Source organism: Streptomyces sp. NPDC102514 (assembly GCF_055584525.1).
In genome coordinates, this window is the sequence record NZ_JBVJLW010000004.1 from 682,997 (window position 1) to 698,594 (window position 15,598).

The following is a 15,598-nucleotide window of genomic DNA, read 5'->3' on the forward strand; positions in this document are numbered from 1 at the left end:
CTCCGGGCTCGTTCGGAGCGCGGACGTTGTGTTGTCGCGTATTTACGTGTTTCGCAGCCTACCCGCGATGGAGAAGGGGCACCCGGCGGGTCCGCCACCGGGTGCCCCTTTGAGGTCTTTGCCCGTACGAGACCTGGGTCGTGTCCGTACGGAGCCTGCCTCAGTCCTCGCTGGACGCCGCGGGGAGCTTCGTCTGGATGAGGTCCATGACGGTGGAGTCGGTCAGCGTGGTGACGTCACCCAGCTGGCGGTTCTCCGCGACGTCGCGCAGCAGCCGGCGCATGATCTTTCCGGAGCGGGTCTTGGGCAGCTCGGCCACCGGCAGGATCCGCTTGGGCTTGGCGATCGGGCCGAGGGTCTTGCCGACGTGGTTGCGCAGCTCGCCCACGAGGGTCTCGGTCTCCGACGCGGAACCGCGCAGGATCACGAACGCCACGATCGCCTGGCCGGTCGTCTCGTCGGCCGCGCCCACGACCGCCGCCTCGGCGACCGACGGGTGCGAGACGAGCGCCGACTCGACCTCGGTGGTCGAGATGTTGTGCCCGGAGACGAGCATCACGTCGTCGACCCGGCCGAGCAGCCAGATGTCGCCGTCGTCGTCCTTCTTGGCACCGTCGCCCGCGAAGTACTTGCCCTCGAAACGCGACCAGTAGGTGTCGATGTACCGCTGGTCGTCGCCCCAGATGGTGCGCAGCATCGACGGCCACGGCTCGGTCAGGACGAGATAACCGCCGCCGCCGTCGGGAACCTCGCGCGCCTCGTCGTCGACGACCGTCGCCGAGATGCCCGGCAGCGCCCGCTGTGCGGAACCCGGCTTGGTCTCGGTCACGCCCGGCAGCGGCGAGATCATCATCGCGCCGGTCTCGGTCTGCCACCAGGTGTCCACGATGGGGGTGCGGTCGCCGCCGATGTGCTTGCGGTACCAGATCCACGCCTCGGGGTTGATCGGCTCACCGACCGAACCGAGGACGCGCAGGCTCGACAGGTCGAACTTCGCGGGGATGTCGTCGCCCCACTTCATGAACGTCCTGATGGCCGTCGGGGCCGTGTAGAGGATCGTCACGCCGTACTTCTGGACGATCTCCCAGAAGCGCCCCTGGTGGGGGGTGTCGGGCGTGCCCTCGTACATGACCTGGGTCGCGCCGTTCGCCAGCGGCCCGTACGTGATGTACGAGTGCCCGGTGACCCAGCCGATGTCGGCCGTGCACCAGTAGACGTCGGTCTCCGGCTTGAGGTCGAAGACGGAGTGGTGCGTGTACGCGGCCTGGGTGAGGTAGCCGCCGGAGGTGTGCAGGATGCCCTTGGGCTTACCCGTCGTCCCCGAGGTGTAGAGGATGAACAGCGGGTGCTCGGCGTCGAACGCCTCGGGCGTGTGCTCGGCGGACTGCTTCTGCGTGATCTCGTGCCACCAGACGTCGCGGCCCTCGGTCCACGCGACGTCCTGGCCCGTACGCCGTACGACGAGGACCTTGGCCACGCCGTCGACCCGGGAGACCGCCTCGTCCACGGCGGGCTTGAGCGCGGCCGGCTTGCCGCGGCGGTAGCCGCCGTCCGAGGTGATGACCAGCTTGGCGTCGGCGTCCTGGATACGGGTGGCGATGGCGTCCGCGGAGAAGCCGCCGAAGACGACCGAGTGCGCGGCGCCGATGCGGGCGCAGGCCAGCATCGAGATGACGGCCTCGGGGATCATCGGCAGGTAGACGGCGACCCGGTCGCCCTTCTCGACCCCGAGCTCGGTGAGGGCGTTGGCCGCCCTGGAGACCTCGTCCTTCAGCTCGGCGTAGGTGATGGCGCGGCTGTCACCGGGCTCGCCCTCGAAGTGGATGGCGACCCGGTCGCCGTGTCCGGCCTCGACATGACGGTCCACGCAGTTGTACGCGACGTTGAGCTTGCCGTCCTGGAACCACTTCGCGAACGGAGGGTTCGACCAGTCCAGGGTCTCGGTCGGCTCGGTGGCCCAGGTCAGTCGGCGGGCCTGCTCGGCCCAGAAGCCGAGCCTGTCAGCCTTGGCCTGCTCGTACGCCTCCGCGGTGACGTTGGCATTCGCGGCCAGGTCGGCGGGCGGCGCGAACCTGCGTTCTTCCTTGAGCAGGTTGGAGAGGGAGGACGGCTCGCTCATGCTTCCCCCTCCTTGCTCAGCAGGTTGGCCAGGCTTTCGTTGCTCACGACATCTCCCTTTCCCAGGGTGTCCGTTGTGTCCCAGGCCACAGCTCATCAGACGTGGGCCCCTGGTGACAAGGGCCGTCCGAGAATTGGTTTAGACCTGTGTGCCGGATCGGGTGCGCGGGATCCTGTGTGCGTGTGGCCTGCCCGCGGAAACGGGCGGCCACACGTTCTCACGGACGGGGGAAGGGAGCGGTTCAGGGCCGGGGTGTCGCCCGGGGCCCGCGCTTCAGCCCTGGGTGTCGTACAGGGCCGTCGCCGCGACCCGGTCGAAGAGCTCACCCTCCTCTTCGTCGCGGGGGGTGGCCTCCGTGAGGAGGTAGGCCTGGGCCTCGCCCACGTGGAAGTACATCCCGTGCAGTTCGAGCGCGCCCTCCTCCAGTGCCCGGGCCACCGCCTCGTGCGCCCGCAGGTGCTCCAGCTGCTGCACGACGTTGGTGAGGCAGAGCTGCTCGGTGGCGTCGGCGGGCGCGCGTCCGGCGATCCGGGTCCAGGGCCGGTCCTCGGCGGTCATGCGCTCCACGCTCGGCAGTCCGTGCCGCAGCCACCGCTTCAGGGGCGTCTGGGCACCTCCCGGATCGGTGTTCATCAGCGCCTGCATCGCCCCGCATCCGGAGTGCCCGCACACGGTGATGGACCGCACCCGCAGCACCTCCACCGCGTACTCGATCGCGGCGGCCACCGAGTCGTCGCCGCTCTCCTCGCCGGGCGGCGGCACGAGATTGCCGACATTGCGTACGACGAAGAGGTCACCGGGGCCGCTGGAGGTGATCATCGACGTGACCAGCCGGGAGTCGGCACACGTCAGGAAGAGCTGTGAGGGCTGCTGCCCCTCCCGCGCGAGCCGGGCCAGCTCGCCGCGCACCAGGGGCGCGGTGTTGCGCTGGAACGTGCTGATGCCGCTGGCCAGTTGATGCCCGCTGCGGTGCCCGCCGGGCGGCGGTGTCTCGGGGCTCTCGCAGTGGTGGTTGCGCCAGGGCGTCCAGGGACGGCAGTGGCAGTGCGCCGTCTGCCCGTCCTCGTCCTTGATGTGCGGTTCCGTGAGCCGCGCTCCGGTGCGCCCGGTCAGCTCGACGGAGCCGCCGCGGTTGGTGTGCGCGCTCTGCCAGTCGTGCAGCGACTCGTACGCCGCGTGGTCCATGAAGGAGCCGTCCAGCTCGATCACGGCACCGGCCCCCGGCGGCACCAGATGCAGTGTCCGGGTGAGGCGGGGCACGGCGAGGAACGTCAGCTGTCCGCGCACGCGCACGTGATGGACGCCGTCCGGGCCCACCGAGCGGGTGATCCGCGTCCGGGTGAGGCGGTGCAGGGCGACGCCGACGGCCATGGCGATCCCGAGCGTGACGCCTTCGAGGACTCCGAGGACGACGACACCGAGGGTGGTGACGGCGTACACCAGCACCTCTCGGTGGCGGGTGACCGTGCGGATGTGGTGCAGGGACACCATCTGGATGCCGACGGCCATCACCAGGGCGGCCAGTGCCGCGAGGGGGATCAGCTCCAGGAGGGGCACCATCAGCAGTGCGGCCACCGTGATCCAGACGCCGTGCAGCATCGTCGAGTTCCGGCTGAGGGCGCCGGCGTGGACGTTCGCCGAGCTCCGTACGGCCACGCCCGCGACGGGGAGCCCGCCGAGCGTGCCGGAGACGATGTTGGCGGCGCCCTGTCCGAGCAGCTCGCGGTCGAGGTCGGAGCGCCCCTGCTGGGCCGGCCGTCTGGCCGTGAGCTTGTCCACGGCGACGGCGCCCAGGAGCGACTGGACGCTGCACACCAGCGTGGTGGTGAGCACGGCGGCGACGATCCCGAGCACCGGACCCTCGGGCAGCCCGGCCAGCGCGTGACTCCGCCAGGACGGCAGATCCACCTTGGGGAGGGTGAGCGAGGCGAGGGCGGCCGTGGTGGTGGCCGCGGCGACGGCGACGAGCGCGGCCGGAACGGTGCGCAGGATCTGCCCCGCGCGCCCGGGGATGCGGGGCCAGGCCAGCAGCACGGACAGCGTCAGGGCGCTCATCGCCAGCGCTGCCACCTGGGGGTGCGCCAACTGGGCGGGCAGCGCCCGGATGTTGTCGACGACCGAGCTGCTCGGGGAGCCGCCGAGCACGATGTGCAGCTGGGCGACGGCGATGGTGATGCCGATGCCGGCCAGCATGCCGTGCACGATCGCGGGGCTGACGGCCAGCGCGGAACGGGCCACCCGCAGGAAGCCCAGGCCGACTTGGACGAGTCCGGCGAGGACGGTGATGGCGCAGGTCGTACGCCATCCGTACTTGTGGATGAGATCGGCGGTGACCACGGTGAGTCCCGCGGCGGGGCCGCTCACCTGGAGGGGTGAGCCACCGAGCCGGCCGGCCACGAGCCCGCCGACGGCGGCGGCCACGAGCCCCGCCTGAAGGGGGGCTCCGGTGGCGAGGGCGATGCCCAGGGACAGGGGCAGGGCGATCAGGAAGACGGCGACCGAGGCCGACAGGTCGGCGGCCGTGATCCGGGGGAGCCGAGGAGGCCTGGGGAGTCCGGTCATCCGTGGGATCAGGGAACTCCGGCGGCCGGGCGGGGAGGGGCTGTGCGGCCGCCCCTCGTCCGGGGTGTGCGAAGAGTCGTCGGTGCGAGTGGGGACGAAGGCAGTCATGGTTCCCGTCTTTCCGGGGCTACGCGGTCGCTTGGGGGCGCGGCCGTGGGTCACGGCGTACAGCGGCGGGATTATCAACGCTCGGTAAATGAATCGTAATGGAGAGTAAAGGACGTGTCAGGAAAAATCGCGCAAATAGTCCAACGATTCATTCCGGAGAGTGATTAGTCATTTTGATCGGCTTGTCGTACCGCCTCCTTCAGGGACCCCTGCGATCTTGACTTCGCCGTCTGTTTTGTCCCGATTGAAGGAAGAAGGTGGGCGGAACATGGCCGCCACTCAGAGGTTCACCACGGGCGTCGCCGTCATCGCGGTCTGCGCCGCGGCGCTCGCCGGCTGCGGGATGGGCGACACCGGCGCCAAGAAGGGCGCCCACGGTGAGGGGGCGCACGGTGCCAAGAAGGGCGTGGGCGCTCCGGCGCCGAAGAACCGGGTCCGGCTGATCGGCGACGGCTCCACCGCGTTCACCGGCGCGCAGCCGCGGCTGCCCCGGCCCGCGAAGCTGAAGCCCGGGCAGCGTCCGCCGCAGTTCGTGGTCTTCTCGTGGGACGGGGCCGGCGAGGACAGCCAGAAGCTGTTCTCGCACTTCCGCAAGGTGGCCAAGGACAACCGGGCGACCATGACGTACTTCCTCAGCGGTGTGTACATGCTTCCGGAGGGCAAGCGCGACCTGTACCGGCCGCCGCAGCACTCACCCGGGCGCTCCGACATCGGCTTCAACGACGAGCAGGGCATCCGGGACACCGTGAAGCAGCTGCGCGGCGCCTGGCTCGAAGGCAGTGAGATCGGCACGCACTTCAACGGCCACTTCTGCGGCAGCGGCGGCGGAGTGGGCGAGTGGTCGGTCGGGGAGTGGAAGGACGAGATCGCCCAGGCGAAGTCCTTCGTCAAGTCCTGGAAGACCAACACCGGTACGGCGAAGGGCTCACCGCTGCCCTTCGACTACGACAAGGAGCTCATCGGCGCCCGCACGCCCTGTCTGGAGGGGCAGAAGAACTTCATGCGGGCCGCCCGCGAGCTCGGCTTCCGCTACGACACCAGCGGCGTCAACGACCAGGTCTGGCCCAAGAAGAAGGCGGGCCTGTGGGATCTGTCGATGCAGCTCGTCCCGGTCCCGGGCCGCGGGTTCGAGACGCTGACCATGGACTACAACTTCATGGTCAACCAGTCGGGCACCGTGTCCCAGGGCGATCCCGACAAGCACGAGTACTGGGGCGACCAGATGCGTGACGGCCTGCTCAAGGGCTTCTCGCGCGCCTACGAGGGCAACCGTGCGCCCCTCATCATCGGCAACCACTTCGAGTCCTGGAACGGCGGCACGTACATGCGGGCCATCCAGGAGACCATCGAGCGCGTCTGCACCAAGCGCGAGGTGCGGTGCGTGTCCTTCCGGCAGCTCGCCGACTGGCTCGACGCCCAGGACCCCAAGACCCTTGACAAGCTCCGCACGCTCAAGGTGGGGCAGTCCCCGAAGCAGGACTGGGCGTCGTTCCTGTCCGACCGGCCCGCCGCGGCTCCGGCCCCGAAGGGAGTGCCGGGCGCCCCGGCGGTCAAGCCGTAGCGCCCGGACGGCGTGCGGATCACGCCGTGGCGGTCTCGGCCTCCCGCAGGACGAAGGCGGGGTCGACCTGGGCGGCCAGGTCGGCCCCCGTGCGCTCGTTGCCCCACGACTGCGCGTTCTTCAGATGGAAGTGGACCATCTGCTGTGTGTAGCGCTCCCAGTCGCGCTGTCCGTAGGTCGCGTCGGCAGCTGCCTGGAGGGCGCTCAGCGCGCGGCGGTTGCCGTCCTCCAGCTGCTCGAACCGCGGCGGGCGGCCCTTCTCCATGGCGCGTACCCAGTCCGAGTGGCCGACCGTCAGCAGCAGGTCGTCGCCGACCTCGCCCTTGAGGAAGTCGATGTCGTCCTGGCCCTGCACCTTGTTGCCCACGACCTTCAGGGTGACGCCGAAGTCGTGCGCGTACTCCTTGTACTGCCGGTAGACCGAGATGCCCTTACGGGTGGGCTCCGCGACGAGGAACGTGATGTCGAAGCGGGTGAACATGCCGGACGCGAAGGAGTCCGAGCCCGCCGTCATGTCCACGACCACGTACTCGCCGGGGCCGTCGACGAGATGGTTCAGGCAGAGCTCCACCGCGCCGGTCTTGGAGTGGTAGCAGGCCACTCCCAGGTCGGCCTCGGTGAACGGGCCGGTGACCATCAGACGAACGGCGCCGCCGTCGAGTTCCACCGGCCGCGCGCAGGCCTCGTACACCGGGTTGTCCTCGCACACCCGCAGGAGCCGGGAGCCCTCGCCGGGCGGGGTGGTCTTGATCATCGTTCCGGCGGAGGCGATACGCGGGTTGGAGCCGCGCAGGTAGTCCTTGATGAGGGTCAGGCGGTCGCCCATGGCGGGCAGGTCCCGTGCTTCGGTGTCGGTGAGGCCGAGTGCGGGGCCGAGGTGCTGGTTGATGTCGGCGTCCACCGCGACGACCGGCGATCCGGTGGTCGCGAGGTGACGGACGAAGAGCGAGGACAGGGTGGTCTTGCCACTGCCGCCCTTCCCAACGAAAGCAATTTTCATGTTCATGTAGCGTAGTCGTGCCGCTGCGCCGGAGAGCCCTCGGACGTGAAGAAGACCACTCGTTCGTGGGGCGCGGGCCGGGGGTGCGTAGGGTCGTACTCATGAGTACGACAGGAGCGGGTGCGACAGGTGCGAACACCGACCCCCTCGCGGCGCTTGGCTCGCTGCCCGGGGTGGCGGAATCCGTGGAGTCCGTGCGCAAGGCCGTGGACCGGGTCTACGGGCACCGCATCATGCGGCGCCGCAGCAACGAGATCACCGGAGAGGCCGCACTGCGGGGCTCCCGTGGATCCGCGGCGCTGTCCGGCGCGGACTGGGCCCTCGAAGAGGTGCGCCGACGGGCCGACTTCAGCGGCGACGACCAGGCCAGGGTGGTGGGCGCGGCCCTCAGGCTGACCGCCGAGTCGGGCGAACTCCTGTCCATCTGGCGGCAGTCGCCCCTCCGGGTGCTGGCAAGGCTGCATCTGGTGGCCGCCGCCGATAACGGGGACACGGTCGGACGCCCGCGACAGGACGGGGAGCCCGCCACGGAGACCCCGGCGGCAGGCGCCGCGGGGCCACCGCTGATCGGCCTTCCGCTGCCGGGCGCCGACGAGGTTGAGGGCCGGCTCGACGGTCTCGCGCGGCTGGTCATCGCGGGGAGTTCGGCGCCCGCCCTGGTGACCGCCGCCGTGGTGCACGGTGAACTGCTCGCGCTGCGCCCCTTCGGCTCCCACAACGGCCTGGTCGCGCGCGCGGCCGAACGGATCGTCCTCATCGGCAGCGGCCTGGACCCCAAGTCAGTCTGCCCGCCGGAGGTCGGTCACGCGGAACTCGGCCGCGCGGCCTACGCCGCCGCTCTCGACGGCTATGCCTCGGGCACTCCGGACGGGATGGCGGCCTGGATCGCCCACTGCGGCAGGGCGGTCGAACTCGGCGCCAGGGAGTCGACGGCCGTCTGCGAGGCACTTCAGCGAGGCGCGGCATAAGTGCCGGTCGGGTGCGGCAAGGGTCCCTGAACAGGGTTGCGGCGGTACGGATTTCCGTACCGCCGCCGACATGTCCACCGGGTTACCAAGCGTCCTCGGAGTGTTGCCCATCAGGTCGGGAACTGTTGCCCGTCGCCTGGTGCGGCTGGCCCGTAATCGACGGGTCGACGTCGCGTGGGTGCCCTGTGTTCATGCGCGGTCCGTGGGGCCTCGGTTGCGTTTGAAGGTGATCCTTTCGGATGTCCTTGGTCTCGCGGGCCGTTAATCCCTTTGTACTCCTGGTCCGGGGCAAGTGGAACCCCTCGCTGTACTTCTTTACTTTTGCGGCCAAAGCGGAATGAATCGGGCGGCCGACTCGAAAGAGTGAACAAGGAGAGGCCCATGAAGGGCGAGGGGGCGGAAGTGGTGCCTCCCGGGTGGGGTCAGCTCACCGCCGCGCGGCGCCTGCTGGCGTACCAGACGAGCCCCGCGGTGGCCGCCGCCGCCCCTATGGCCGCCGCCGCGACGATGGCCGGGCGGGGCGCCACGGACAGCCGCTGCTTGAGGCGCACGGGGTGGTTGAAGTCGAGGATGGGCCACCCGCGCGCGAGAGCCTCGCGACGCAGTGCGCGGTCCGGGTTCACTGCGTGGGGGTGGCCGACCGCCGAGAGCATCGGGATGTCGGTCGCCGAGTCGCTGTACGCGTAGCAGCGCGACAGGTCGTATCCCTCGGACGCGGCCAGCTCCTTGACTGCTTCGGCCTTGGTGGGGCCGTACGCGTAGTACTCCACCTCGCCCGTGAAGCAGCCGTCGTCGCCCACGACCATGCGGGTGGCCACCACCCGGTCGGCGCCCAGGAGTTCACCGATCGGCTCGACCACCTCCGCGCCGGAGGTGGACACGATCACGACGTCGCGGCCCGCGGTGTGGTGCTCCTCGATGAGGGAGGCGGCCTCGTCGTAGATGATCGGGTCGATCAGGTCGTGCAGGGTCTCGGCGACGATCTCCTTCACCTGCTGGACGTTCCAGCCGCGGCACAGCGCGGACAGGTACGCGCGCATCCGCTCCATCTGGTCGTGGTCGGCGCCGCCGGCGAGGAACACGAACTGGGCATATGCGGTACGCAACACCGCCCGGCGGTTGATCAGACCGCCTTGGTAGAACGACTTGCTGAAGGTGAGCGTGCTCGACTTCGCAATGACCGTCTTGTCCAGGTCAAAGAAGGCGGCTGTACGAGGCAAGGAGTGGTTTTCCACGGGTTGAGCATATGCGCCCGCCATTCGGGCTAGTGTGGGACGTGTGGGTTTGCCTGAGAGAGCTCTCGGGTACACCATGGAAGTCACGGATCGTTCGCGACCGTGCTAACCCGGTTTGGCTCCTCCCCCCCCGAGTCAAACCGTGGGGACGACCCCCGCTCTCCCCCCCGGCGGGGGTCGTCGCATGTCCGGACGGGTTTTCCCGTCCGTTGTTGAGAGCGCCGGGCCCCGCACTGCGGGGCCCGGCGTTTCTCTGTCTCCGCACAGGATTCGTCACTGTGTGTAGCTGTGGGGTCGCGCCAAGGAAGTCGCACAACGGTCACCGGTTTGGGTGAAGGCGATATTCACAGGCACCGAGTTGTCCACAGTTATCGACCAAGATCCACACGATTTCCGCCTTCGCTGCACCGTGATTCCAGCGCGTACCGCTTGCGGAAGTTCATGGCCGGTTCCGTTTGTTCGGCGGCTATGGCCGGTTCGTATCGGCGGTTCATATGGAGGGCCGGATGGCCGCTCTTGCGCTGGGCGGGAATCGCGGGACCGCAGGGGTTCCGCGACGAAGCAGCGAAGGGGGCTGGAGAGCGTGGCGGGAGCCATCACACACGACCGGCCGTCGGCCGCCGAGGGGCGGCAGGGCGGACCGTTGATCGTCACCGAGGACGTGGATCTGCTGGACGACCTGCTACGGCTGTGCGCCGCGGCCGGCGCCCGGCCCGAAGTCCACCACGGGGTGCCGGAGCGAGGCGGCGGCTGGGACACGGCACCGCTGGTCCTCGTCGGCGACGACGCCGCGCGCCGCGTCCGGGGCGCCACGCGCAGACGCGGAGTCGTACTGGTGGGGCGGGATCAGGACGATCCCGGGGTCTGGAGAAGGGCTGTGGAGATCGGCGCCGACCACGTGCTGATGCTGCCGGATGGCGAACAATGGTTGGTCGACCGCATCGCCGACGTGGCCGAGGGCGTCGGACCGCCCGCCCTCACCGTCGGCGTGATCGGCGGTCGCGGAGGCGCCGGATCGTCCACGCTCGCCTGCGCGCTCGCGGTCACCTCGGCGCGCCAGGGCGCCCGCACCCTCCTTGTCGACGCGGACCCGCTGGGCGGCGGACTCGACGTACTCCTCGGCGGGGAATCCGTCGAGGGACTCCGCTGGCCCGCCTTCGCCGCCTCGCACGGACGCGTCGGCGGCGAAGCCCTGGAGGAGTCCCTGCCCGCACTGCACGCCCTGCGGGTCCTCAGCTGGGACCGGGGCGACTGCGTCACCGTGGCGCCCGAGGCCGTCCGCGCGGTCCTGGCCGCCGCTAGACGGCGCGGCGGGGTGGTGGTCGTCGATCTGCCGCGCCGGATCGACGAAGGGGTCGCGGAAGCCCTCGCCCAGATCGACCTCGGAGTGCTCGTCGTCCCGGCCGAACTGCGCGCCGTCGCGGCGGCCGGACGGGTGGCGTCCGCGGTCGGCATGGTCCTGAGGGACCTGCGCGTCGCGGTCCGCGGGCCGTACGCGCCAGGTCTGGACGACCGGGAGGTCGCCCGGCTTCTCGGACTGCCCCTGATGGGCGAGGTGCCCACGGAGACGGGGCTGCCGGCCGCCCAGGAGCGGGGCGCTCCGCCCGGCGGAGACGGCCGTGGGCCGCTCGCCCGCTTCTGCTCGGCGTTCTGGGAGCGGGCCGCGGTCGCCGGAGGGGGCGTATGAGCGGGGGCACGGGCCTGCGCGGCGGTTCGCCCGCCCACGTGGGGCCATCGGGGGGCAGCCTCTCCGGAGGCCGCACCGGCACGGGCCCGCGTGGCCGCCCGGGCGCGGGGCCGCCTGTGGGTGGGCGGCCGTGGGGCGGCTCGGCCTCCGACACGGGACTGCTGGACGGGGTCCGGCAGTGGCTGGCCGAGAGCGGGGGCGAACCGACTCCCGCGCGCGTGGCACAGGCTCTGCGGGAGCAGGGGCGGGTGCTCGGGGACGCCGAAGTCCTCGGTGCGGCCGAGCGGTTGCGGTCGGAGCTGGTCGGGAGCGGCCCGCTGGAACCACTCCTCGACGACCCCTCGGTGACCGACGTGCTGGTCTCGGCACCCGACCGGGTGTGGGTGGACCGCGGCGGCGGCCTGGAGCTGACAGCCGTGTCCTTCCCGGACGCGGCGGCCGTACGACGTCTCGCACAGCGACTCGCGGCCGTGGCCGGGCGACGGCTGGACGACGCCCACCCCTGGGTGGACGCCCGACTCCCCGACGGCACCCGGCTGCACGCGGTGCTGCCACCGGTCGCCGTCGGCTCGACCTGCCTGTCCCTGCGGGTCGTACGGCCGAGGGCGTTCACCCTCGCCGAACTGGTGGCCGCGGGGACGGTACCGCCGGGCGGGGACCGGCTGCTGCGCGCCCTGCTCGACGCGCGGCTCTCGTTCCTGATCAGCGGCGGCACGGGCAGCGGCAAAACGACGCTGTTGAGTGCGCTGCTCGGCCTCGTCGGGCCGGGTGAGCGGATCGTGCTCGCCGAGGACTCGGCGGAGCTGCGCCCCGACCACCCCCATGTCGTACGGCTGGAATCCAGACCGCCCAACCAGGAGGGCGCCGGACTCGTCACGCTCCAGGACCTGGTCCGCCAGGCGCTGCGCATGCGGCCGGACCGTCTGGTGGTCGGTGAGGTCCGAGGGGCCGAAGTCGTGGCGTTGCTGGCCGCGTTGAACACGGGCCACGAAGGCGGCTGCGGGACCGTGCACGCCAACGCCGCCTCGGGGGTGCCGGCCCGCCTGGAAGCACTGGGCACGGCCGCCGGGCTCGACCGGGCCGCACTGCACAGCCAGGTGGCGGCGGCGCTTTCGGTGGTGCTCCATCTCGTACGCGACCGGGCCGGGCGGCGACGGATCGCCGAGGTGCATGTGCTGGAGCGGGACCCGGCGGGGCTGGTCGTGACGGTGCCCGCGCTGCGATGGGGCGCGGAGGCCTTCACGTACGGGCGTGGGTGGGAGCGGCTTCGAGAGCTGCTCGGCGGCACGGGCGACGTGAGTGGCGTGGGACGCGCGAGTGATGTGAGAGGCGTGCGGGGCGTGGATGGCGTGAGTGAGCGGAGGGGTGGGTGCGGGTTGTGACGGGGGTGGTCGGGATGTCTGTGGTGGTGGCCGTGGTGTGCGCCGGGATGGCGGTCTGGGTGATGGGCGGGCCGGGGCACGGGATGCGACGGGCGCGGCTGGTGTGTGCCGGTGGCGGGGCGGCGGGCATCGGGCCGCCGTCGTGGAAGCGGGATCTGCGGACCGGGGAGCGGCTTCGGCGGCTGCACGGGACGCGGGGCGAGTGGTGGGCCCTGATCGCCGGGTCGGTGGTCGGACTCCTGGGAGCGTCCGTGGTGCCGGTCGTCCTGGGGGCGCTCGGAGTACCCCTGGTACGGAGTGTCCGGCGGGCCGGAGCGGCGCGGCGGGCGCGGGAGCGGCGGGCCGCCGCCGTGATCGCGCTGTGCGGGGCGCTCGCGGGGGAGGTCCGGGCCGGACGGCAGCCGGGCGAGGCGCTGTTGGGCGCCGCCCGGGACTCGGGAGGGCTCGGGGACGTGCAGGCGTCGGTCCTGGCGGCCGCGCGGTTCGGCGGGGATGTGCCGGGCGCGCTCACCGACGCGGCCCGGCGGCCCGGGGCCGAAGGGCTGCTGGGGCTCGCCGCGTGCTGGCGTGTCGCCGTGGACCGGGGCGCGGGCCTCGCGGCCGGGCTCGACCGGCTGGAGGGGGCGCTGCGCGCGGAGCGGGACCAACGCGCCGACCTGCGGGCCCAGTTGGCGGGCGCCCGGTCGACGGCGGTGCTGCTCGCGGGACTGCCGGTGCTCGGGCTGCTCCTGGGCACCGCGCTCGGCGCCGACCCGCTGCACGTCGTGCTGCATACCGGGGCGGGCTTCGGCTGCCTGCTGGTCGGCGGGGTTCTGGAGGGCGTCGGCCTGTGGTGGGCGCTGCGGATCGTACGGGGAGCGGAGGACGGATGAGTACGGAGGTTGTCCACAGGCTGGGGGCGGTGGTGTGCGTGGCGTCGGGACTGTGGGCGCTCGCCCGGTCCCTGGGAGCGGCACGGCGGAAGCGGAGGGCGCGCAGGCGGTTCGAGGCGCTGCTGACGATCCTGGCCGACGAACGCGAACCGGCCGTGGAGGCAGCCTCCTTCGGGCGGCGCTCGCAGCCGCTGCGTGACGTGGTGCGGCGATGGCTGCCGGTGATCGGCGTCTTGAGCGCCTGCTGGGTGTTCGTCGGTGGCACGGCCGGGGTCCTGGTGGGACTTGTGGCCGCGTTCGGGATGTGGCGGTGGCAGCGCGGATCGGCGTCGGTGTCGGCGGCGGGATCTGCGGAGGGGTTCGACGCGGTACAGGCCGCGCGGCAACTGCCCCTTGCCGCTGATCTGCTGGCCGCCTGCATCGCGGCGGGCGCGAGCCCCGTCATGGCCGCGCGGGCGGTGGGGGAGGCGCTGGAGGGGCCCGTGGGAGCGCGGCTGGCGCGGGGAGCGGCCGAGGTGCGACTCGGCGGTGAACCGGCTGAAGCCTGGCGCGCGCTGGCCGCGTTGCCAGGCGCCCGAGGGCTGGCCCGGCTGCTGGAGCGGGCCGGCGAGTCGGGAGTACCGGCGGCGGTACCGGTCGCTCGCGTCGCCTCCGAGGCCCGCGCGGAACGGGGGCGCGCCGCAACGGCTCGGGCGCGACGGGCGGGCGTCCTGATCACCGCTCCCGTCGGGCTGTGCTTCCTGCCCGCGTTCATCGCGATCGGCGTACTGCCGGTGGTGCTCGGTCTCGCGAGCGGGGTGCTGGGTGGGGGCGATGGGCGGGGGTGATGGCTGACGGGCGGAACCACGGGTGAGCAAGGTCAGCGGTCGAAGGCCGAAGGTCGAAGGTCGAAGGTCGAAGGCTAAAAGCCGAAGGCCAAGGTCAAACGTCAAAGGTCAACGGGACAGAGCTGTACGGGGGTTCGGATGGGTAAGGCAGTGCGGGTTCAGGTGTGGGCGTGGGTTCTGGAGGGCTGGGCCCGGGTGGGACGGGCAGGGGCGGGGCGGAGGGACGCCGGGATGGTCACCTCCGAGTACGCGATGGGGCTGATCGCGGCGGTGGGGTTCGCCGCGCTGCTCTACGAGGTGCTGACCAGCGGGCAGGTGCGCGGGGTTCTGCAGGACATCGTGGGGCGGGCGCTCAGTGGGAGGTTCTGAAGCGGGTGCGCGCGTGGGCTCGTCGGCCCGGGACCGCGGGTTCGTGACGGCGGAGGCGGCTGTGGTGTTGCCGGCGCTGGTGGCGTTCACGATGGCGCTGGTCTGGGCGTTGCTGGCCGCGACCGCGCTGATCCAGTGCGTGGACGCGGCCCGGGCCGGCGCTCGTGTGGCGGCCCGGCAGGAACCGCCGGGCACGGTGCTGGAGACCGCCCGCCAGGCGGCGCCGAGCGGTGCCGACGTCTCCGTCCGGCGCGAGGGCGACCTGGTACGCGTCCGGGTCGAGGCCACGACCCCCGGCCCTGACGCGCTGACCCTCGACCTCACACAGGAGGCAGTCGCCCTGGCGGAGGAGACAGTCGGGGCGGCCCGGTGAGGGGGACGGAGAAGGTCAGAAGGAGGGCGGAGGTCAGAAGGACGGGGGAATCGGGACGGGCCGGGTTCGGGAGGTGGCGTACGAGGTCGTGGGGGCCGGGGCTCGCTTCGGACCGGGGGTCGGCGACTGTCTGGGCCGTCGGCGCGATCGCGGTGCTGTGCGTGGTCTTCGGTGCCGTGCTCGCGATGGGCCAGGCGGTGGTGGTCCGTCATCGTGCGGGCGGCGCGGCAGACTTGGCGGCCCTCGCCGCGGCCGACCACTGGACGGACGGCGGGACGGAGGCCTGCGCCCGGGCGGACCGCGTGGCACGGGCGCAGGGCACCCGGATCGTGCGGTGCGCCGTCCGGGGCGAGATCGCGGACGTCACGGTCGAGGCGGGACGGGGGCCGCTGACGGCCGAGGTCAGGTCACGGGCAGGCCCGCCACCCATGGCCGCGGGGCCTAGGGCCTGTCGTCAAATGTCACGCCCACATCAGGAGTGATGCGAGGGTGATGGCCGCTTTGTAGGACTGGGCGGTTTTGTCGTAGCGGGTGG

12 protein-coding genes and 1 pseudogene are annotated in these 15,598 nt (G+C 71.7%); 9 read left to right on the forward strand and 4 right to left on the reverse strand.

Going from position 1 to position 15,598, the window contains the following annotated elements:
• Window positions 1-160: 160 nt before the first annotated feature.
• Window positions 161-2,208 (reverse strand): annotated as a pseudogene (acs, locus tag ACZ60E_RS14425) (acetate--CoA ligase).
• 184 nt (window positions 2,209-2,392) lie between these two features.
• Window positions 2,393-4,789 (reverse strand): bifunctional SulP family inorganic anion transporter/carbonic anhydrase, encoded by a 2,397-nt coding sequence (locus tag ACZ60E_RS14430; protein ID WP_469440416.1) that lies wholly within the window; start codon window positions 4,787-4,789, stop codon window positions 2,393-2,395.
• Between the two features lie 268 nt (window positions 4,790-5,057).
• On the opposite strand from ACZ60E_RS14430, the gene ACZ60E_RS14435 reads away from it, so the two are divergent.
• Entirely contained in the window at window positions 5,058-6,350 is a 1,293-nt protein-coding gene (locus tag ACZ60E_RS14435) for a polysaccharide deacetylase family protein (protein ID WP_469440418.1), read from the forward strand.
• Between the two features lie 19 nt (window positions 6,351-6,369).
• On the opposite strand, the gene ACZ60E_RS14440 is transcribed toward ACZ60E_RS14435, so the two are convergent.
• Window positions 6,370-7,356 carry an ATP-binding protein gene (locus tag ACZ60E_RS14440; RefSeq protein WP_384801501.1) on the reverse strand — a complete coding sequence of 329 codons (987 nt, stop codon included), beginning with the start codon at window positions 7,354-7,356 and terminating at the stop codon, window positions 6,370-6,372.
• Between the two features lie 95 nt (window positions 7,357-7,451).
• On the opposite strand from ACZ60E_RS14440, the gene ACZ60E_RS14445 reads away from it, so the two are divergent.
• On the forward strand, window positions 7,452-8,318 hold the full coding sequence (locus ACZ60E_RS14445; protein ID WP_453792472.1) for a Fic family protein: 867 nt from the start codon (window positions 7,452-7,454) through the stop codon (window positions 8,316-8,318).
• A 422-nt stretch (window positions 8,319-8,740) separates the two neighbouring features.
• On the opposite strand, the gene ACZ60E_RS14450 is transcribed toward ACZ60E_RS14445, so the two are convergent.
• Window positions 8,741-9,577 carry an HAD family hydrolase gene (locus ACZ60E_RS14450; protein ID WP_469440421.1) on the reverse strand — a complete coding sequence of 279 codons (837 nt, stop codon included), beginning with the start codon at window positions 9,575-9,577 and terminating at the stop codon, window positions 8,741-8,743.
• Window positions 9,578-10,136: 559 nt separating this feature from the next.
• On the opposite strand from ACZ60E_RS14450, the gene ssd reads away from it, so the two are divergent.
• From ssd to ACZ60E_RS14485, 7 genes are all read left to right on the forward strand, one after another.
• On the forward strand, window positions 10,137-11,240 hold the full coding sequence (ssd, locus tag ACZ60E_RS14455) for a septum site-determining protein Ssd (protein ID WP_384801510.1): 1,104 nt from the start codon (window positions 10,137-10,139) through the stop codon (window positions 11,238-11,240).
• Entirely contained in the window at window positions 11,237-12,622 is a 1,386-nt protein-coding gene (locus tag ACZ60E_RS14460; protein ID WP_469440422.1) for a TadA family conjugal transfer-associated ATPase, read from the forward strand. The genes ssd and ACZ60E_RS14460 overlap by 4 nt, the downstream gene beginning before the upstream one ends.
• A gap of 14 nt (window positions 12,623-12,636) precedes the next feature.
• Window positions 12,637-13,494, forward strand: a complete 858-nt coding sequence (locus ACZ60E_RS14465; RefSeq protein ID WP_469440424.1) for a type II secretion system F family protein — start codon at window positions 12,637-12,639, stop codon at window positions 13,492-13,494.
• Complete coding sequence (locus ACZ60E_RS14470; RefSeq protein ID WP_469440426.1) at window positions 13,491-14,321, forward strand: type II secretion system F family protein; 831 nt, start codon at window positions 13,491-13,493, stop codon at window positions 14,319-14,321. The genes ACZ60E_RS14465 and ACZ60E_RS14470 overlap by 4 nt, the downstream gene beginning before the upstream one ends.
• A 231-nt stretch (window positions 14,322-14,552) precedes the next feature.
• Window positions 14,553-14,690, forward strand: a complete 138-nt coding sequence (locus tag ACZ60E_RS14475) for a DUF4244 domain-containing protein (RefSeq protein ID WP_384801522.1) — start codon at window positions 14,553-14,555, stop codon at window positions 14,688-14,690.
• A gap of 13 nt (window positions 14,691-14,703) precedes the next feature.
• Complete coding sequence (locus ACZ60E_RS14480) at window positions 14,704-15,063, forward strand: TadE family type IV pilus minor pilin (protein ID WP_469440429.1); 360 nt, start codon at window positions 14,704-14,706, stop codon at window positions 15,061-15,063.
• Window positions 15,060-15,545, forward strand: coding sequence for an Rv3654c family TadE-like protein (locus ACZ60E_RS14485; RefSeq protein ID WP_469440431.1), 486 nt, complete (start codon window positions 15,060-15,062; stop codon window positions 15,543-15,545). Before ACZ60E_RS14480 ends, ACZ60E_RS14485 begins: the two co-directional genes overlap by 4 nt.
• Window positions 15,546-15,598 lie beyond the last annotated feature (53 nt).

Bases quoted from the DNA above. Each gene is read 5' to 3' on its own strand.
- ACZ60E_RS14430 (WP_469440416.1), bottom strand. From the start codon at position 4,789: ATGACTGCCTTCGTCCCCACTCGCACCGACGACTCTTCGCACACCCCG.
- ACZ60E_RS14435 (WP_469440418.1), top strand. From the start codon at position 5,058: ATGGCCGCCACTCAGAGGTTCACCACGGGCGTCGCCGTCATCGCGGTC.
- ACZ60E_RS14440 (WP_384801501.1), bottom strand. From the start codon at position 7,356: ATGAACATGAAAATTGCTTTCGTTGGGAAGGGCGGCAGTGGCAAGACC.
- ACZ60E_RS14445 (WP_453792472.1), top strand. From the start codon at position 7,452: ATGAGTACGACAGGAGCGGGTGCGACAGGTGCGAACACCGACCCCCTC.
- ACZ60E_RS14450 (WP_469440421.1), bottom strand. From the start codon at position 9,577: ATGGCGGGCGCATATGCTCAACCCGTGGAAAACCACTCCTTGCCTCGT.
- ACZ60E_RS14460 (WP_469440422.1), top strand. From the start codon at position 11,237: ATGAGCGGGGGCACGGGCCTGCGCGGCGGTTCGCCCGCCCACGTGGGG.
- ACZ60E_RS14465 (WP_469440424.1), top strand. From the start codon at position 12,637: ATGTCTGTGGTGGTGGCCGTGGTGTGCGCCGGGATGGCGGTCTGGGTG.
- ACZ60E_RS14470 (WP_469440426.1), top strand. From the start codon at position 13,491: ATGAGTACGGAGGTTGTCCACAGGCTGGGGGCGGTGGTGTGCGTGGCG.
- ACZ60E_RS14475 (WP_384801522.1), top strand. From the start codon at position 14,553: ATGGTCACCTCCGAGTACGCGATGGGGCTGATCGCGGCGGTGGGGTTC.